We start from the raw sequence: 18,181 nt of genomic DNA, 5'->3' as shown, positions 1-18,181 counted from the left end.
CGGCGCGCCACCTAGGCTGGACCCTCGTGAGCCTCCCGTCCGACGCGTTCCGGCACGTGGCCTCGCGACCCCACGAGCCGTTGCGCACGTTCCACCCGCGCCGGGCGCCCCTGGGCCGGGAGCGCGAGGAGGCGCTGCGGGACCTGTGGCCCCGGCTCGGATTCTCCGTGCACGACGACCGGTCCCCGATGCCCCTGGCGGCTGACGGTTCCCTCGACGCCGTGGCGCTCTTCGGCCGGTCCGCGCCCCTGGTCCTGGAGATCGGGTCCGGGATGGGCGAGACGACCGCGTCGATGGCGGCCGCCGACCCGGCCCGCGACTACCTCGCCGTCGAGGCCCACCTGCCGGGCGTCGCCAACCTGCTCGGCCTGATCGATCGCGCCGGCCTGACCAACGTCCGGGTGGCGCACGGCGACGCCCTCGACCTGGTCCGCACGTCGCTGAAGGCCGCCCCCGGGCCGGCGGCCGCGCCGGGAGCGCCCGCCGCCGCTGTGCCGCCCGCCCCCGCCGGGTCGCCCGCCCGCTCGCGCGACGGCCTAGGTGAAGACTTTGTCGCGCCTGGTGCGACGAAGTCTTCACCTAGTGCCGTTCTCGACGCGGTGCACGTGTTCTTCCCCGATCCGTGGCCCAAGGGGCGGCACCACAAGCGGCGGCTCGTGCAGCCGTCGCACGTCGCGCTGCTGCGGTCGCGCCTGCGGCTGGGCGGCACGCTGCACTGCGCGACGGACTGGGTCGAGTACGCCGACGCCATGCTCGAGGTCCTCACCGCCGACCCGGGCCTGGAGAACACGGCCGACGGCTTCGCGCCCCGACCCGCGCACCGCCCGGTCACCAAGTTCGAGCAGCGCGGGCTCGACCTGGGCCACGAGGTCCGCGACCTCGTCTTCCGGAGGGTCCGATGAGCACCGACGAGCCGACGAGTCCCGGCCCCATCGATGCCTCGCGCCCGGGGCCGCGCGTGTTCCGCGTCGCCCTCGTGCCGGGCGTCAACCCCGACCGCTGGCTCCGCGTGTGGGCCGAGCGGCTCCGGACCGTGCCCGTCGAGCTGGTGCACACGCAGCCCGCCGACGCCGCCGGCCTCCTGCGGTCCGGCGACGCCGACGTCGCGCTGCTCCGGCTCCCGGCCGACGGCGACGACCTCTCGGTCATCACCCTCTACACCGAGGCGACGGTCGTCGTCGTGCCCAAGGACCACGTGGTCACCGTCGTGGACGAGGTGGACGCCGCCGACCTCGACGACGAGACCCTCGTCGTCCCCCTCGACGACACCCTGCGCTGGGCCGACCCACCCGGCACGCCGTTCGTCGGCGACGGACCCGTGGCGACGACCCCCGACGCGATCGAGCTCGTGGCCGCCGGCGTCGGGGTGGTCGTCCTGCCCCAGTCGCTCGGTCGCCTGCACCAGCGCCGCGGCGTGACCGCACGGATCGTGCGCGACGCCCCCGGGTCCGCCGTGGGCCTCGCCTGGGTGACCGACCGCTACGACGACTTCACCGAGGAGTTCATCGGCATCGTCCGGGGCCGCACCGCCACGTCGAGCCGCGGCATCGGCGCACCCGCGCAGGCGCAACCGACGACGACGGGTCGCGACAAGGCCTCGAGGCCGTCCAGCAAGAGCGCGTCCAGCAAGAGCGCGACCGGCAAGAGCGCGACCGGCAAGGGCGCGACCGGCAAGGGCTCGTCGGGGCGCTCGTCGTCGGCCAAGGGCAAGCCGAAGCCCAACCCCCGCAAGCCGCGCTCGGGCCGCTGACCGGCCCGAGCGTCAGCGGTTCTTGGCCGCCTCGGCGGCCTTGCGGTCGGCCTCGCGGGACTCCAGCAGCCGCTCCTCGAGCCGCACCTGCGCGGCGATCTCGCGCTCGCGGACCAGCCAGTTGGGCGGGTCGGCCTGCAGGGCGTCGATCTCGGCCGTGGTCAGCGGGTCGGTGATCCCGCCGCGGGCCAGCCCGCTGATCGAGACCCGCAGGCGGCCTGCGACGACGCTGCGCGGGTGCGGCCCGTCGCGGCGCAGGTCCACCAGCCACTGCGGAGGCGTGCGCTGCAGCTCGGTGAGCTCGTCGCGCGTGATCATCCGGTTCTGGAAGTCCTCCGGCGTGGCCGGCAGGTACACGTCGAGCTTGGCGGCGGCTGTCGACGCCTTCATCTCCTGGGACTTCTTCGCGGGTGTCACCGGACCAGCGTAGGCGTCACAGCGACTGGTCGAACATCCAGCGGTGCCCGAAGGGGTCGCGCGCGACGGCGATGCGACCGAACGGCGTCGGCGTCGGCTCGCGGTCGATCACGCCCCCGGCCGCGCGTACACGCTCGACGACCGCGTCGCAGTCGTCGACCGTCAGGTGCAACGTCACCGGCACCGGACCGGCCGGGTCGGGCGACACCGAGTCGTAGGCCGGGGCATCGTCGGCGAACATCAGCAGCGCACCGCCGATCCGCACCTGCGCGTGACCCACGGACCCGTCCTCGTTGAGGACGAGCTCGCCGTCCTGCACCGCCCCCAGCACGTCGGCGTACCACCGCAGCGCCGCCCGCGAGTCGGGCACCGCGATGTAGGGCGTGAGCTCGGACATCAGGTCAGCACTCCTTCTCTTGGTCGCGCTGCCCTTGCGTTCCGCTGCGGGCGGGAGCGCTGCGCGCCCCCACCCTTCGCTGCACTCCAGGTCAGCGCTCGGGCGGCACGGGTTCCGTGTGCCAGATGCGGTCGATGTAGTCGCGCATGCTGCGGTCGGACGAGAAGAAGCCGGACCGCGCGACGTTGAGCACGGCGGACCGGGTCCACGCGTCGGTGTCGGCGTATGCCGCGTCCACGCGGGCCTGGGCGTCGATGTACGCCTGGTAGTCCGCGAGCACGAGGAACCGGTCCTCCGAGAGCAGGTTGGAGACGATCGGCTCGAACGTCGTGCGGTCGCCGTCGGAGAACGCGCCGGACGCGATGAGGTCGAGCGCGTGCCGCAGCGAGCGGTTCTTCTCGTAGTAGGAGGTCGGGTGGTACCCGGCGTCCACGATCTCGGCGACCTCCGGCTCGAGCAGGCCGAACAGGAAGAAGTTGTCGTCGCCCACCAGCTCGCGGATCTCGACGTTCGCGCCGTCGTCGGTGCCGATGGTCAGGGCACCGTTGAGCGCGAACTTCATGTTGCCCGTGCCCGACGCCTCCTTGCCGGCCAGCGAGATCTGCTCCGACAGGTCCGCCGCGGGGATGAGCTTCTCCGCGAGCGTGACGTTGTAGTTGGCCGGGAACGCGACCGTGAGCCGGCCCTGCAGCGCGGGGTCGGCGTTGATGGTGCGGCCGACGGCGTTGATCAGGCCGATCGTCTGCTTGGCCATCTTGTAGCCGGGCGCCGCCTTGGCGCCGAACGCGAAGGTGCGCGGCGTGACGTCCTCGATCTTGAGGGCGCCGGACGTCACCTGGTCGTACAGCGTGACCACGTGCAGGAGCTTGAGGGTCTGCCGCTTGTACTCGTGGAGGCGCTTGACCATGACGTCGAGCATCGTGTCGGGGTCGATCGTGATGCCGTCCCGCTCGGCCAGGACGTCGACCAGGCGCAGCTTGTTGGCCCGCTTGACCTCGCGGAACGCCCGTCGGAACTCGGCGTCGTCGGCCAGCGGCTCCAGCTCCTTGAGGCGCTCGAGGTCGGTGACCCACCCGTCGCCGATCGCGGCCGTGACCAGCTCGGAGAGCCCGGGGTTGGCCAGCCGGACGAACCGGCGGGGCGTGACGCCGTTGGTGACGTTGGTGAACTTGTCCGGGTAGTGGTCGGAGAAGTCGTGCAGCACCTTGTCCTTCAGCAGCTGCGAGTGCAGGGCCGCGACGCCGTTGACCTTCGCGCCGGCGACCGTGGCCAGGTACGCCATGCGGACGGCCCGCTCCGGGTACTCCGCGATGATCGACATGCGGCGCACGCGCAGCTCGTCGTCGGGGTAGGCCGTGCGCAGCTCGGCCATGAAGTTCTCGTTGATCTTGTAGATGATCTCGAGGTGCCGCGGCAGCAGCTTGCCCAGGAGGTCCACCGACCAGACCTCGAGCGCCTCGGGCAGCAGCGTGTGGCACGTGTAGGCGAAGCACTTCTGGGTCACCGCCCAGGCGTCCTCCCACTCCCACTTGCGCTCGTCGACCAGGATCCGCATGAGCTCGGGGATCGCGATGACCGGGTGGGTGTCGTTGAGCTGGAAGATGATGCGGTCGGGCAGGTTCCGCAGGTCGAAGTCGGGCGGCAGCACCTGGTCGATGAAGTCGCGGATCGAGCACGCGACGAAGAAGTACTGCTGCTGGAGGCGGAGCTCCTTGCCCTGCGGCGTCGAGTCCTCCGGGTAGAGGACCTTGGAGATGTTCTCCGCGAAGGTCTGCGCTCGGACGGCCTGCGCGTAGTCGCCGGCGTTGAAGATCTCGAGGTCGAACGCCCGGGTCGCCCGCGCGCTCCAGAGCCGCAGCGTGTTCACGCGGCCGTTCTCGTAGCCCGGGACCATGTAGTTGTACGGCACGCCGAGGACGCTCCAGCCCGGCACCCACGTGCTGCGCTCGACGCCGTCGTCGTCCACGTGCTTCTCGGTGTGGCCGCCGAAGTCGACCGTCACGGCCGACTCGGGGTGCGGGAACTCCCAGGGCGAGCCCAGGGCGAGCCAGTTGTCGGGCTTCTCCACCTGCCAGCCGTCGACGAACGTCTGGCGGAAGATGCCGTACTCGTAGCGGATGCCGTAGCCGATGCACGGCACGTTCATGGTCGCGAGCGAGTCGATGAAGCACGCGGCCAGCCGGCCGAGGCCGCCGTTGCCCAGGCCGGGCTCGACCTCCGCCTCGCGCAGCTCCGCGAGGTCGATGCCCAGCGACGCCAGCCCCTCCTCGACGACACCCTCGAGGTCCGACGCGAGCAGCGCGTTGTCCAGCTGCCGGCCCAGCAGGAACTCGGCGGAGAGGTACGCCACCGACTTCGCCTGGATCTCGAACTGCCGCCGCAGCGTCGCGATCCAGCGCACCATCAGGTAGTGGCGGACCGTGCGCGCCATCGCCAGGTACTTGTCGTTGACCGAGGCCTTGGTCAGGTCCGTGCCCTGCCCGAAGTTGAGCTCCCTGAGGAACTCGCGGACGAATCCCTCCACGGTGTGCTCGGGGGTGGCGATGGGTGTCGTGTTGTCCGTCACCCGAGCCACGGTAGCGGGCGTGTGTGAACTGGTCATGACGTGGCGATCACTGGTAACAAACGGACTGGTCACACCGCCGGAGGGGATTCCGCTCGTCGGGGCCGATCTCTATGGTGGCTCTCAGGGAGGACCCTCCCGCTACCGCCGACGAAGGAGCGCGTGCGCCCATGGTCGTCTTCCTCATCCGCGCGTTGATCTTCCTCGGATCCGCCGCCCTCGGGCTCTGGATCGCCTCGCTGATCGTCGACGACTTCTCGGTGAGCGGCGAAGGGTTCATCGTCGCGGTCCTGGTCTTCGCGGCGCTGCAGAGCATCCTCACGCCGTGGTTCGTCGTGATGACGCGGAAGTACGCCAACGCGCTCACGGGTGCGGTCGGCCTCGTCTCGACGGTCGTGTCGCTGTGGATCGCCACGCTGATCAACAACTCGATCACCATCAGCACGGGGACCGCCTGGGTGTTCGGCTCGCTCACCGTCTGGCTGGTCACCATGCTCGCCACGCTGGTCCTGCCGCTGATCTTCCTGCGCAACCGGATCGACAAGAACCGCGCCGCCACCGCCTGACCGTCAGCGGGACGGCTTCACCAGCGGGAAGAGGATCGTGTCGCGGATGCTCAGGCCCGTCAGGTTCATGACCAGGCGGTCGATGCCCATCCCCATGCCCCCGGTCGGCGGCATCGCGTACTCGAGCGCCGCGAGGAAGTCCTCGTCCACCTGCATGGCCTCGGGGTTGCCGGCCGCGGCGAGCAGCGACTGGGCGACGAGCCGGCGGCGCTGGTCGAGCGGGTCGATCAGCTCCGAGTAGGCCGTGCCCTGCTCGGAGGCGAAGATCACCAGGTCCCACTTCTCGGCCAGCCGGGGGTCCACGCGGTGCTGCCGGGTCAGCGGCGAGTTCTCCTTGGGGAAGTCGGTGTAGAAGACCGGCGTCGTCGTGGTGCTCTCGCAGAGCTCGCCRTAGATCTCCTCGAGCACCACGGCCCAGCTGGCGTCCGGCTCGAGCTCCAGGCCGATCGCCTGGGCGTGCCGGTTCAGCACCTCGACGGGGGTGTCCGCCGTGATCTGGTCGCCCAGCTTCTCCGAGACGGCCTCGCAGATGGTCTTGACGGGCCACGTGCCCGACAGGTCGTACTCGGTGACGGTGCCGTCCGCGTCGGCCCGGCGGGCGACCGGTGAGCCGTACACCGCGGTCGCGGCCTCCTGGATGATCTCCTGGGTCAGCACCCGCATGGTGTCGTAGTCGCCGTACGTCTCGTAGAGCTCCAGCGACGTGAACTCCGGGTTGTGCTTGAAGTCGACGCCCTCGTTGCGGAACTGCCGCCCGATCTCGAACACCTTCTCCATCCCGCCCACGACGAGCCGCTTGAGGTGCAGCTCGGTGGCGATGCGCAGGTAGAGGTCCATGTCGTACGCGTTGATGTGCGTCTCGAACGGCCGGGCGTTGGCGCCGCCGTGGATGAGCTGCAGCATCGGCGTCTCGACCTCGGTGAAGCCCCGGGCGTGCAGCGAGTCGCGGACGCTGCGCACGAYSGTCGCSCGCGTGTASGCGATGTCSCGSGCGGMSGGCCGSACGATCAGGTCGACGTAGCGSGCRCGGAYGCGGGCCTCGGGGTCGGTCAGCCCCTTGTGCTTGTCGGGCAGCGGCCGCAACGCCTTGCTGGTGAGCTGCAGCGACGTGGCGCGGACCGAGAGCTCCCCGCGGCGGGTGGTGACGACCTCGCCGGTGACGCCGATGTGGTCGCCCAGGTCGACGTCGTGGCGCCACAGCTCGAGATCGTCGGCGTCGACGAAGTCCGCGCCCACCATGACCTGGAGGTCGCCGCTGCCGTCCCGCAGCGTGCCGAAGCCCAGCTTCCCGCCGTCGCGCTTGCGGATGAGCCGGCCGACGACGGACACGGTGCGCCCGGTCGACATGTCGGGCCCGAGCTCGCCGGCCTCGGTGCGCACCAGCGCCAGCGTGTGGGTCCGGGGGTAGCCCACCGGGTACGGGTCGATGCCGCGCTCGCGCAGCCGGTCCACCTTGGCGCGCCGCACCCGCTGCTGCTCGGGCAGCCGGTGCGCCGACATCGCCTCCTCGAGGGCGTCGGGCGCCGCGGGGATCTGCGCCTCGACCTGCGCGGCGTACTCCGTGCCCGCCCGGTCCAGGGCCTCCGCGTCGGTCGAGTGGCCACCCCGACGGTTGAGCCGGTGCAACGACGGCCGCGTGAGGAAGCCCTCGGCGCTGCCCGTCGCCGTCCCGACGCGCGGCAGGTCGGACGCGTACTCGAAGCAGATGAACCGCGGCTGCCACTCCGGCTGGTACTTCGCGTTCGAGCGGTAGAGGGACTCCAGCTGCCAGTTGCGGCTGGCCAGCACCAGCGACTGCCGCCAGAGGCGGGCGATCGGGCCGGCGCCGACCTCGGCACCGCGCTCGAACGCCTCCCGGAACATCGCGAAGTTCAGCGACACCCGGCCCGCCCCGAACGCGGTCGCCCGGTCGGCCAACGACGAGACCATGAGCTCGACCAGGCCGTTGTCGGCGGTCGGGTCGCGCCGCATCAGGTCGAGCGAGACCCCCGTGCGACCCCACGGCACGAAGCTGAGGAACGCGCGCAGCACCCCGTCGCCGTCGTGCGCCTCGACCAGCACGCAGTCGCCGTCGAGCTGGTCGCCGAGCCGGCCGAGGGCCATCGAGAAGCCCCGCTCGTCGCCGCCGTCGCCGCGCCACTGCGCCGCCGCACGGTCGAGCGCGGCGAAGTGCTCGGCGTCGATCGACTCGTGCTTGGTCACGCGCGTGGTGTACCCGCGCCGCTGCAGCCGCGTGACCGACTGCCGCACGGCCTTCATCCCCGGGCCGGTCAGCGAGAAGGTCCGCATGTCGAGGATGGCCTCGTCGCCGATCTCCCACGCGGTCAGCCCGGCCTCGGTGTACGCCAGCGCACCGGCCGAGCCCGCGCCCATGACGGCGAGCGACCACCCGTTGGTCCGGGCCTGGATCCGCCACTGGTCGATCGCCGCCGCCCAGTACTGCGGGTCGCCCACCGGGTTCCCGCTGGCCAGGCTGACGGAGCCGACGACCCGGTACGAGACCCCGGCGCGGGCGGTCGCGGCCGCCCCTGACTCCCACACGACCGACTTGTCGCGGCGCGTGGCGAAGTACCCGAGCGAGTCCTYCGACCCGAACTCCCTCAGCAGGGTCCGGACCCTCGCCTCGTCGGCGGCGTCGAGCGTGTGCGTGTACGCGGGCGAGCGGAACAGCAGCACGGTCGACCAGATGACCGTCACGAGTGCCAGGAGGTTGATGACGACGCGCACCCACAGCGGTGCGGTCGCGTTGCTGGCGTCGTCCACCGTGCCCAGGTCGCCGAGCATGCTGTCCCAGACGAACTGGGCCGACGACCCGGCCGTCGTGGCATGGCCGAATCGCGCCACGAGCCACGAGCCGACGAGCAGCACGACGACGCCGCCGCCGAGGAACGCCGCGAGCGCCCGCAGGAAGCTGCCCCTGACGGCCTTCGCGCCGAACTGGCGACGCGACCGCAGGAGCACGACGAAGACGACGCCGATCAGCACGAAGCCGATCAGGTTGACCGGCGAGCCCCCGTCGGTCAGCCGGACGATCCGACCGACCTGCGGCAGCACGACCCACCAGATCAGCAGGATCCACCACGCCGCCCGCATCCGGCGGTGCAGCGCGATGCCCACGCTCGCCAGCAGCGCGGCGTAGACGATGTTGGGGATCAGCGGGATCGTCAGCATCGAGACGACGTCGTCCGGGCGCGAGAAGTAGTCCCGCCACGGCGGCACCGCGGCCACGACCAGCGCGAAGCCGCTCGCCAGGAACATCGCGGCCGCGAACCGGTCCGGCCACCGGTCGTCGAGGCGTCCCGAGTCGCCCACCGTAGGGCGGCGGTCCGCCGGTGCGGCCGGTCCCGCGTCCGCCTTCGTCGCGACGTCGGCCATGTCCCCTCGCCTTCCGAGGGCGGCCCGCGCCGCGTGCTCGTCGTCCCCTCACCCTGGCGGGTGGGCTCCGGCGGCGCCGGTCAGCCTGCGAGGAACATAACTGCGCCGCGGGCGGCCGCGCCAGGTCTGTCCGGGTTCATTCCCAACGCCCTGCCGGCGGCGCGATCGCGTGGGTACTGTCGCCGGATGGCGCGGGGCGGCGGTATGCAGGAGGTCGAGCTCCGCAGCGCCGACGACGCCCCCGACGAGCCCCCGGTCCGCGTGTCCCACCGGGGCCGACGGTGGATCGTGGCCGTCGCCGCGGCCGGCGTCGTGGCGCTCGCCGTGACCCAGGGGGTCGCCTCGTCCCGCGAACGGGCCGCGCTGGCGCGGCTGGCCGAGGTGCCCGGCGTGCTGGCCCCCGTCGACGCGACGCTGAGCCCCGGTCGCGAGGTCCCCGCGAACGACCCCGGCGACCTGTTCGGTGACCTCGGCGGTTCGCTGGACGTCGGCGACGACGGGTCGCAGACCTTCACGTGGGGCGGCGCGGGCGGGTGGACGGTCCCCCTGCTGGGCCCCACGCCTGCGCTGGCCGACGCGGCGGACCACGCGATGAGCGGGAGCTCGTGCCAGAGCGACGAGACGCCGGGGGCCGAGGTCAGCACCGCCGAGCACGTCGTCTGCCTGGTCACGGACGGCGGCTACCTCGTCGACGGCGGCAGCGGCGTCGACCACGTCCCGGCGACAGTCCACCGCGTGCTCGTCCTGTCCGCCGCCGACGGGACGGTCGAGGCCGACTGGCCCGTCGACCGCGGCGACGCGCTGGCGCTGATGCCCGCGGGCGTCGTCGTGCTCGGGTCGAGCAGCGCGCAGGGCACCGCGGTCGTCGCGTACGACGAAGGGACGGGCACCGAGCGCTGGAGGCAGGAGGACCCGCTGCCCGACGGGTACGGCTGGTCGGACGACGACCTGCCGAGCCTCGGGCTCTTCCGCGTCGGCGACCTGCTCGCGTACACCTCGCCGAGCCGGCTGCTCGTGCTCCTGTCCGCGACGGGAGAGACGGTGCGCGACCTCGCGGCCGAGGACGCCACCTTCGCCGGCTGGATGACCGACGGCGACGGCCGGATCGTCCTGCGGTCGCAGACCTCCGACGGCGGCATCCGGTCGACGTTCGTCGCGGCCGACGGCGACCCGGACCACGACGTGACCGTCGACGGCGAGGGCCTGTCCGTCACCGTCGACGACGGCAGCCTGCCCGGCCTCCTGCTGACCTCGGGCGACGTACTGGACGCGTGGGACGCGCGCACCGGCGAGGCGCGGTGGTCGTACGACACCTCGGCCGTCACCGGCGCCCTCGTCGTGCGCGGGCGCGTGTACTTCCTCGGGAGCACGGGCATCGTCGCGGTCGACGGGCGCACGGGCGACCTGCTCTGGACGGCCCCGTACGACGAGGACCTCGTCGCGACCACGCTGCTCACCGACGGGCGCCACCTGCTCGTCCCGACCGAGGCCACGTCCGCCGACGCCACCTCGGCGCTCGTCGCCTACGACCTGGTCGACGGCCACGTGGACTTCCGCGCCGGCTACCCGCCCGGCATCGCCGACCTCGGCCCGGCCCGCCGCGCGATCGTCGGGCACGACGAGAAGACCGACGAGCTCGTGGTGCTCGACTGACGGTCAGTCGCGGTACCGGGCGTTGAAGCCGCCCTCGCCCTGGGTCGCCACGTCGATCGTCGCGCGCGGCGGGGGCGTGTAGCGCAGGTGACCGCACCGCCTGCACCGCCATGTCCTGTCCTCCGTCCCCGCGAGCAGGACGTAGGGGTGGTCGAGAGGCAGCTCGCACAGCCACCACGCTCCGGGAGGCGCGTGGTCCGGCGTCCGGTCGCGCAGCGCCGCGACCAGGTTGACCAGCTCGATCACCGCCACGACCCCCAGCAGCAACGCCGCGAGCACCGCGCCCACGACACCCCCGAACGTCGACGGGATGACCAGCACCACCACACCGACGAGCGCGAGGACCAGCACCACCGAGCGGAAGATCAGCTGCCTGCGTCGCACGGCACACCCCCGGACCGTCGCCCGGATGGCGACCTCGGCCTCGTGGGACCGATGCTCCTCCTGTCGGCGCACCGGGGGAAGCACGAAGGCGCGGTGCTGGTGAGCAAGGGCTCGATCGTCCTGACGCGACGGCGGGCAAGAGAACACTGCCCAGCGCGCAGCGGGCGCGCGGCCGATGGTCGGGGGTCCTCAGCCAGAGAGTTGCACGACCCGTGCTGCCACCCGCTGGATCTGCGCCAGGTACGCGGCAATGTCACCCGCCGGGATGCCCGACGCGGCTATCGCTTGCGCGCTTGCTTCGACTGGGTCCATGGCCAGCGCATCCTTCAAGGCGCCGATGTTCGGGCCGATGTCGCCCTTCAGGCCGGGGCCTGGGCCTCCCGGCGCCGGCTCGCCCGCTGCCGGCACACGTGCTGCAACGGTAGCCTTCCCTGCCGCGATCGTCGCTTTGATGTTCTCCTTCGTCGCGCCCTTGATGACCGCGTGCGGGCCAGGCGCCGCCACAGCACCTGGGTCGGCCTTGACTGCCGCGAGCTCCTTGGCGTCCAAGTGCCCAGCCGCGTACAGGGCGTCAGCAGCGACGTGAACCTGCGCCTTCGTCACCTGCCCCTTACCAGCCGGCTTCGCAGTCGCCTGATGAACGGCCTGCTGAACCTGGAGGTAGAACGCAACAGCAACCTCGACGAGGCCGTCAAGGCTCCCAGCGAAGTTCTCCTGCGCCTGCGCTGTAGCACGTTGGGCAAGCCCATCGGAGATGTTCACGACTGCCATGGCAACTCCCTGCTCGGATTGTCGATCACACGATGAGTTTCAACAGCTGGTTGTCGCTTCGACGCCTCGCGACGATGGCGAGATGTCCGCCGTCCAAGTCCCCAGCGGCAACATCCCCGGTGAACGGACCCCCACGGTTGACCCACGGACCCCAAAGACCGGCCGGCTCGTCGAAGCTCGCCGTGACGACGTACCCGCGCAGCGACAGACCGACCAGCCACTGGGTGTTGGTTGTCACGGGTGTCGCGAGCCGCGCATCCGGGGCCAGTTGCAAGTCAGGGCTGGCGACCTGCATCGGCATCCAACCGCCCCAGGCAACCGCCTGGACCTGGTCGGTCTCCGCAACTTCGTGAAGCTGCCCGTCGACGCCCAGGACGTACGCGTGAGCCGCGCCCCGGGGCCCACCGGAGCCGATGACGATCGGTGTGCCGCCGCCGTGCGAGACCTGGGTGCCATCGCCAAGCCGAGACAACGGAACCCAGCCACTTCCGCCACCTGGTCCGATCTGCGCGGTGACCATGGGCTGACCGCCCTCGATGGCCGTGACCACGACGAGCTGGTCGGTGATCGAACCGCCGAGTTCAACGTGCGAGCGCAAAGTGGCCGATGGTGGTGACTGGATGGGGCTTTCCCCTGCCGGGTCCAGAGACGTCCAGAGGCCGTTGACGAACACTTCGGCATATGCGTGCAACAGGCGTCGAGTGTTGACGGCGCTCTCCTGAGCGAACACCTCGAGGCGGCCGTCTAGGTGGCCCACAACTGCCGGGTCGCCAATGATCGTGCGACCCGTGCCAGCACCGCCCAACGTGTCCCAGCCGGCGAAGTCGGAGCCTGGGTCGTGTTCGTAGGTGTGCCAGAGCCGTTCATCGGCACCCCGGACAAAGACTTCGGTGCGATGGTCGGCTGAACGAATTCCGACCGGGCGAGCCGTGGGTGACACCGCGGTCGGTTGGACCACCCGCCAAGGCGTCTGCGAGTTCGCATCGGGCAGGTCGGCCGTTTGCACTGTCCCGCTCGCATTGGCGACGACCGTCAGCGACCGGCCGCCTCCGGCCGAAATGATCGACGGCGAGCCGCTCGACACCATTCCCAGGTCTGCCCACCCCGCGTACTGATCCGCAACGGGGACATCCAAGCCGTGGTTTCGGCTGAAGTCGTTGGAGAACGTCATCGAATCGCCCTCAAGGCGCGTCACCACGTCCCACCAGTGAGCCATGGTCACGCCGCCGAAAGCGGCTTCTACCTGGCCGGCGTTCAGATCGTTCTCCTGCCCCCAGTGAACAAGCCCGGAACTGGGCAGCGTGAGCTGCTGAAGGTTCGAGATGAGCTCAGCATTGCCGTTCACGTCCCGCAGCATCGACACCTCGACAGCGCAGGTCTGCGCGAACTGGTTCATGCCCAGCGTCGCGCGCGTCCTTCCGAGGAACCGCAGCGAGATATACCCGCCAGGTGGCCTTCCCAGGGCTACAGCTTGGTCGAACAGGGCGAGGATCGGGGTCATCTCGTTGACGATGGTGTTCGCGTCGAAGAAGAGCTCAACGCTGTCGCCGCGGTAGCAGTCGTGGTCGTAGTCGAAGAAGTCGGCAATCTCCGCACGCGATCCGTGGATCAGCCAGGGAACGTCCTCATTCGGATGCGACAGGTGGGGGGCCTGACCGGACCCCAAGGCCGCGTCTATGACCATTCCGACGATGAACGCGAGACCCAACTGCTCGGCCGTGTTCAGCAGCTCGGCAACGATGTCACCCACGATGTGGTCTGGTCCGATGGTCCCGATCTCAGCGGCCGCAGCCAGGAGAACGACCGACAAGATCAGACCGAGGAGCGGGTCTATGGGCGGCAGCGGGGGAACCCCTGGCACGGCAGCGACGAGCGCACTGAGCACGGGCTCCAAGGGGAGTAGAAGTGCGACGACGATCAGTGCGGTCTGCAGGTCTCGCAACTCCGGGGTCACATCGTGCGAGCACATCAACTGGCCGAAGTCACCAAGTCCTGCCCCGCGCGCGACATCAAATGGCGTGCTACCTCCAGGGCTCGGCGGGTTGAACAATTGGCCAGCTGTGGCGATTGCCGCGGCGAGGGCATCGTGCGGGTTCGGGCTATGCGGCGGCGGCGCAACCGTGTGTTTCGTGATGAAGCAGGATCTCGTTCCGTGCAGGCCCCGCACCGGGACGACGACGATCTGTAGGAAGTCGTCCCGAGCGATCGCATCGTGGAGCAGCGTCTGGACGGTTGGGGAGGTCTGCTCCCAGGTCGACTCGGTCCGCTGCTCGAAAACCATCTGGGTGCGTTCGTCAGCAACCTCGTAGACATACGCGTAGATGACGCCGAGACGGCCCATCGCGACCAGAGCTGCGTTGAACACGATGTCGTCCGCGATCGCCTCAAATGGGGTGTCCGGCCCACACTTCACGAGCACTTGCGCGCGCACCAGGGCCGCATCGCAGACTGTGTGGGGCGCCGACCGCTCAATCAGCCGCACAACACCGTGCGACCCGACCAGGACCATCGCGCGGACGAAATCGCCGATGGCGCCTCGGGCGGCATCTCCGCCATGCGTCCCGGTCGACAGCGCGCCCGCGAGGCTCTGGCCGCCGGCACCTCCATGCGTCGGCAGCACAAACGGACCGGCGGGCCACCCCACTGCCGGGATCCCGTCCCCGTGGTCGCGCCGCGGGTGTCCGGGCACCGGTCGCAGGGTCAGGTCCAGGTCATGGACCGTTATCCCCGCGGGGACGGCGAGCAGCGCGCCGCCGCTTTGAGGGGGACCGACGATCGTGTGTTGCAGCCAGTCGACGTCAGAGAATGAGGACAACCCTCGGGTGTCGATCTCCACGCCATTGCAGTACGCCGGCGCGGAGAACGCCCAAGCGGAACCGACAGCGTGCGCGCGCATCGGCGGGTTGCCAGTCTCTGCACTCAGGATGGCCTCGCGCAGCCCGCTGAGCGATTGCGGATGTTCCCAGTGGTCGAACGAGCCGCGATTGTTGCCGCTGAAGTCTCTAAAGACCTCCATGGGACCCACCTGCCCTGGTGCGAAATGCCCGAAATGAGCATCTTGCGCAGGTGTGGTCCAGTCAACGAGAAACAGAAGAGGGCGCCGAGCCGGAGCCCGGCCGGAAGTGCGCGACGGTTCGTCCGCCGGGTCCTTGCGAGCGCAGAATGGCCGTTGACCTCGGCTTACACCCGCACAGGAAACCTATAGGACCTGGACGGGATACCGCCTGATGGACACCCCATAGGTCGCCTGGTGAGATGGCGCTGGCGATTCGCACTTGCCAAAGTCATGAGCGCCTGCCGCAGCCCCGGGGGACCAATGCCTACAACCTCGCCGTGCATGCCTTCCTGACCTACGGCGGATTCCCCGCGCGTCGCCGAGCACACCAACCAGGGCGCAGTGTCCGCGGCATACCGCGACGACCTGCGGTCGTGGCGGCGGGCGGACTTCGACCCCGATGGCCCTGGCCTTCGCCGTCATAGGACCGGAGACGGGGGCAACCAGGGGGCGTGGCACGGCGCCGACCGGGGCTTTGGTCACCGGCCCGGGTTGCGTTACGGCGGCCGCTGAGGGCGGCAATGGACAGGCTGGGCTGMGGCAGACTGCGCGGGTCCGGGTGTGTTGGGAACTGCCTGTTGTGGGTCAGCCCCGGGCCTCGCAGCCCGGGGCTGCGGCGCCACCTCGCGGCGAGCATCTGTGTCGACTGCCGAGCCAGAAATGGCCTGCGACCATCGCTCGTTCGGGCACTTGTAAGAACGGAAGGCGCCCCGCATRCGCAGCGGAGCGCCTTCTGTTGACTGCGATCTGTGTGCGCCCGAAGGGACTCGAACCCCCAACCTTCTGATCCGTAGTCAGATGCTCTATCCATTGAGCTACGGGCGCATGGCCCCGCAGGGCCGCAGACGACGATACAGGCCAGGGGCCCGCAGGCCCAAACCGGATGAGCGTGACCCGAAACACGCTCGTGGCAGGATCGCGCGCATGACGACGACCGCCCGACTCGGCACCGGCGGCGGCCGGTGGGGCATGCGCGCGGACGTCCTGCGGCACGGCGACGGGCACGACGGCAGCCGCGTCGGGTACGTCGAGCTGTTCTTCGACCTGGTGTTCGTGTTCGCGGTGACGCAGCTGTCGCACAGCCTCATCGCGCACCCGGACCTGACCACGCTGCTGCACACGGTGGTGCTCGGGTGGGCGGTGTGGTGGCTCTGGATCGACACCACGTGGGTGACCAACTGGCTCGACCCGGACAAGGTGCCGGTCCGCGCGATGCTGCTGGTGCTCATGCTGCTGGGCCTGCTCATGTCGAGCGCGATCCCGGAGGCGTTCGAGTCCAAGGCCCTGCTGTTCGCGGTCCCGTTCGTCGCGATCCAGCTGGGTCGGACGATGTTCACCACGTGGGCGATGGGGCGGCACTGGCCCGAGAACGCCCTGAACTTCGTGCGGATCACGGTGTGGCTGGCCGTGTCGGGGGCCTTCTGGATCGGCGGCGCCCTGGCCGACGAGCACACGCGGATCGTGCTCTGGGTGGTCGCGGCGCTCATCGACATGGCCGGGCCGCGCGCCCTGTTCTGGGTGCCGTTCATGGGGCCGACGGACCCGACCACCTGGGCCGTGCGGGGCTCGCACATGGCCGAGCGGGTGTCGCTGTTCCTCATCATCAGCCTGGGCGAGTCGATCATCGTCACCGGCAGCGCCTTCGCCGAGCTGGAGCTGTCGGCGACGACCCTGCTCGCGTTCCTCGCGGCCTTCGTCAGCACGGTGCTGATGTGGCTGCTCTTCTTCGACCGGTCCGAGCAGTCGGCGACCGCCTACTTCTCCCGGCAGGCCGCGCCCGGGATGGTGGCGCAGACCGCGTACACGTACGTCCCGTTCCTGCTCATCGTCGGCATCGTGCTCACCGCCGTGGCCGACGAGCTGGTCCTGCAGCACCCGACCGGCCACACCGACACGTGGACCGCCGGGCTGATCTGCGGGGCGGCCGCCGTCTACCTGCTGGGGAACGCGTTCTTCCGACGAGCGACCGGGGGCCGGTGGTCCGCGCCGCACCTGGTCGGCGTCGTCGTGGTGCTGGCGGCGTTCGCGCTGCGGGACGTGCTCTCGCCGCTGGCGCTGAACTGGCTGTCGAACGGGGTGATGCTCGCCGTGATCGTCGGCGACGTGGTGCTCGGGCGGCGCCGGGTCCGCACACAGCAACAGCCCGAACCCTGAGGGGTTCGAGCTGTTCTGACAGCGAGAGCGGAGACGGTGGGATTTGAACCCACGGAAGGCTTACGCCTTCACGACCTTAGCAGGGTCGCGCACTAGACCGGGCTATGCGACGTCTCCAGGACCAGCACAGGGTACCCGTGCCGGTGGCTGACCTCCAAAGCGGCCTCTGACCTGCGGGGGCGCAGCTTCTGTCCGGCCGTCGGGGCACAGGAGCGTCACGCCTTCGGGACCCACTGGTTCGCCCGACGGCCCTCCGACGCGAGCCGCGCCGTCTCGTCGAGACGCGCGGCTCGCGTCGTCTCCCGCTTGGCGTGCACGATCCAGTCGAGGATCGCGCGCCGCGCGGACKGCGGGAACGCGTCGAACTGCTCCCGCGAGCCCGGGTAGCGGTCGAACGCGGCGGCCAGGTCGTCCGGCACGACCAGGTTCTCGACGTCGTCGAGCAGGGTCCACGAGCCGTCCGCCTTCGCGGCGTCGATGAGTGCGCGGCCCGCCGGGGTCATCCGCCCGTCGGCCTCGAGCCGCAGGACCCGCTCCTTGTTGGTCCGCGCCCAGCCGCTGCCCGACTTGCGCCGCGTGAACCACAGCATCGAGCGCTCGTCGTCGAGCTTGCGGCCCGACGAGTCGATCCAGCCGACGCASAGCGCCTCCTCGACCGCCGTCTCGTACCCCACGGACGGACGGCCCGTCTGCGACTTCCACGACACCAGCCAGGCGCCGGGTACCTCGGCGTGGTGGGCCAGCAGCCAGGCTCGCCACTCCTCGACCGTCTCGGCGTGCACCCGCGGGGCGTCGTCCCTGCTCCCGACCATCCGTGTCCTCCCTCGACCCGACCGCCCCATCGTCGCGCCCGCGGCGGTCAGGTCCTGACCTCTTATGCGTCCGCGTCGACGACGGCGTCGCGGGCGGCGGCCGCCGCGTCGCGCGCGCGCTCGGCGCGGTGGAGCTCGCGCTCCGTCGTCGAGACCTCGCGGTCGTYGTGCCGCAGGTTCTGCTGGGCGAGCCCGACCTCGCGGTCGGCGGCGGTGGCGGCCTTGCCGGCGGCGGCGAGCCGTCGACGCGCCTCGGCCAGCTCGCGGACCAGGTCGTCCTCCTC

At 70.7% G+C, this 18,181-nt stretch carries 14 protein-coding genes and 2 tRNA genes; 5 read left to right on the top strand and 11 right to left on the bottom strand.

Annotated features, from left to right (window positions below; genetic code table 11):
- The first annotated feature begins 26 nt into the window (after positions 1–26).
- Together trmB and ACXJKG_RS05655 are read left to right on the top strand one after the other, a co-directional pair.
- Positions 27–902 (top strand): tRNA (guanine(46)-N(7))-methyltransferase TrmB, encoded by an 876-nt coding sequence (gene trmB, locus ACXJKG_RS05660; protein ID WP_456844770.1) that lies wholly within the window; start codon positions 27–29, stop codon positions 900–902.
- The gene (locus ACXJKG_RS05655) at positions 899–1,750 is read left to right on the top strand and encodes a LysR substrate-binding domain-containing protein (protein WP_456844769.1); all 852 of its coding nucleotides are present in this window, start codon (positions 899–901) and stop codon (positions 1,748–1,750) included. The genes trmB and ACXJKG_RS05655 overlap by 4 nt, the downstream gene beginning before the upstream one ends.
- Before the next feature lie 12 nt (positions 1,751–1,762).
- Here the strand turns inward: ACXJKG_RS05655 and ACXJKG_RS05650 are convergent, their stop codons facing one another.
- From ACXJKG_RS05650 to ACXJKG_RS05640, 3 genes are all read right to left on the bottom strand, one after another.
- Positions 1,763–2,140, bottom strand: coding sequence for a DUF5997 family protein (locus ACXJKG_RS05650; RefSeq protein ID WP_456844779.1), 378 nt, complete (start codon positions 2,138–2,140; stop codon positions 1,763–1,765).
- A 43-nt stretch (positions 2,141–2,183) separates the two neighbouring features.
- Positions 2,184–2,564: a VOC family protein gene (locus tag ACXJKG_RS05645; RefSeq protein ID WP_456844768.1), complete on the bottom strand. Its 381-nt coding sequence runs from the start codon at positions 2,562–2,564 to the stop codon at positions 2,184–2,186.
- Positions 2,565–2,655: 91 nt separating this feature from the next.
- Positions 2,656–5,166, bottom strand: a complete 2,511-nt coding sequence (locus tag ACXJKG_RS05640; protein WP_456844767.1) for a glycogen/starch/alpha-glucan phosphorylase — start codon at positions 5,164–5,166, stop codon at positions 2,656–2,658.
- A 131-nt stretch (positions 5,167–5,297) separates the two neighbouring features.
- On the opposite strand from ACXJKG_RS05640, the gene ACXJKG_RS05635 reads away from it, so the two are divergent.
- Complete coding sequence (locus ACXJKG_RS05635; RefSeq protein WP_456844766.1) at positions 5,298–5,693, top strand: hypothetical protein; 396 nt, start codon at positions 5,298–5,300, stop codon at positions 5,691–5,693.
- A 3-nt stretch (positions 5,694–5,696) separates the two neighbouring features.
- Here ACXJKG_RS05635 and lysX read toward each other — a convergent pair whose 3' ends face one another.
- Positions 5,697–9,068 (bottom strand): bifunctional lysylphosphatidylglycerol synthetase/lysine--tRNA ligase LysX, encoded by a 3,372-nt coding sequence (gene lysX, locus ACXJKG_RS05630; protein ID WP_456844765.1) that lies wholly within the window; start codon positions 9,066–9,068, stop codon positions 5,697–5,699.
- A gap of 186 nt (positions 9,069–9,254) precedes the next feature.
- Here lysX and ACXJKG_RS05625 point away from each other — a divergent pair, with 186 nt between their 5' ends.
- Complete coding sequence (locus ACXJKG_RS05625; RefSeq protein ID WP_456844764.1) at positions 9,255–10,721, top strand: outer membrane protein assembly factor BamB family protein; 1,467 nt, start codon at positions 9,255–9,257, stop codon at positions 10,719–10,721.
- 3 nt (positions 10,722–10,724) lie between these two features.
- Here ACXJKG_RS05625 and ACXJKG_RS05620 read toward each other — a convergent pair whose 3' ends face one another.
- The 4 genes from ACXJKG_RS05620 to ACXJKG_RS05605 form a co-directional block, all read right to left on the bottom strand.
- Positions 10,725–11,105 (bottom strand): hypothetical protein, encoded by a 381-nt coding sequence (locus ACXJKG_RS05620; RefSeq protein WP_456844763.1) that lies wholly within the window; start codon positions 11,103–11,105, stop codon positions 10,725–10,727.
- A gap of 189 nt (positions 11,106–11,294) precedes the next feature.
- Entirely contained in the window at positions 11,295–11,876 is a 582-nt protein-coding gene (locus ACXJKG_RS05615) for a hypothetical protein (protein WP_456844762.1), read from the bottom strand.
- A gap of 25 nt (positions 11,877–11,901) precedes the next feature.
- Positions 11,902–14,892 carry a hypothetical protein gene (locus ACXJKG_RS05610; RefSeq protein WP_456844761.1) on the bottom strand — a complete coding sequence of 997 codons (2,991 nt, stop codon included), beginning with the start codon at positions 14,890–14,892 and terminating at the stop codon, positions 11,902–11,904.
- 791 nt (positions 14,893–15,683) lie between these two features.
- Positions 15,684–15,756 (bottom strand) — tRNA-Arg (locus ACXJKG_RS05605).
- 99 nt (positions 15,757–15,855) lie between these two features.
- Between ACXJKG_RS05605 and ACXJKG_RS05600 the strand changes: the two genes are divergently transcribed.
- Positions 15,856–17,085, top strand: a complete 1,230-nt coding sequence (locus tag ACXJKG_RS05600; RefSeq protein WP_456844760.1) for a low temperature requirement protein A — start codon at positions 15,856–15,858, stop codon at positions 17,083–17,085.
- A gap of 28 nt (positions 17,086–17,113) precedes the next feature.
- Here the strand turns inward: ACXJKG_RS05600 and ACXJKG_RS05595 are convergent.
- The 3 genes from ACXJKG_RS05595 to ACXJKG_RS05585 form a co-directional block, all read right to left on the bottom strand.
- Positions 17,114–17,202, bottom strand: a tRNA-Ser gene (locus ACXJKG_RS05595).
- A gap of 98 nt (positions 17,203–17,300) precedes the next feature.
- Entirely contained in the window at positions 17,301–17,897 is a 597-nt protein-coding gene (locus ACXJKG_RS05590) for a YdeI/OmpD-associated family protein (protein ID WP_456844759.1), read from the bottom strand.
- A 62-nt stretch (positions 17,898–17,959) separates the two neighbouring features.
- Positions 17,960–18,181, bottom strand: a 222-nt coding sequence (locus ACXJKG_RS05585) for a hypothetical protein (protein ID WP_456844758.1), incomplete at its 5' end; no start/stop codon positions are given.

The sequence above is a fragment of the Cellulomonas sp. P5_C6 genome (assembly GCF_054049635.1).
The sequence above is the reverse complement of the archived record's forward strand: the minus strand, read 5'-3'. Positions and strand labels throughout refer to the sequence as shown.

Coding starts and splice junctions, on each gene's coding strand:
- ACXJKG_RS05615 (WP_456844762.1), bottom strand. CDS start 11,876: ATGGCAGTCGTGAACATCTCCGATGGGCTTGCCCAACGTGCTACAGCG.
- ACXJKG_RS05640 (WP_456844767.1), bottom strand. CDS start 5,166: ATGACCAGTTCACACACGCCCGCTACCGTGGCTCGGGTGACGGACAAC.
- ACXJKG_RS05635 (WP_456844766.1), top strand. CDS start 5,298: ATGGTCGTCTTCCTCATCCGCGCGTTGATCTTCCTCGGATCCGCCGCC.
- ACXJKG_RS05600 (WP_456844760.1), top strand. CDS start 15,856: ATGACGACGACCGCCCGACTCGGCACCGGCGGCGGCCGGTGGGGCATG.
- ACXJKG_RS05655 (WP_456844769.1), top strand. CDS start 899: ATGAGCACCGACGAGCCGACGAGTCCCGGCCCCATCGATGCCTCGCGC.
- ACXJKG_RS05610 (WP_456844761.1), bottom strand. CDS start 14,892: ATGGAGGTCTTTAGAGACTTCAGCGGCAACAATCGCGGCTCGTTCGAC.
- ACXJKG_RS05650 (WP_456844779.1), bottom strand. CDS start 2,140: ATGAAGGCGTCGACAGCCGCCGCCAAGCTCGACGTGTACCTGCCGGCC.
- ACXJKG_RS05625 (WP_456844764.1), top strand. CDS start 9,255: ATGGCGCGGGGCGGCGGTATGCAGGAGGTCGAGCTCCGCAGCGCCGAC.
- ACXJKG_RS05645 (WP_456844768.1), bottom strand. CDS start 2,564: ATGTCCGAGCTCACGCCCTACATCGCGGTGCCCGACTCGCGGGCGGCG.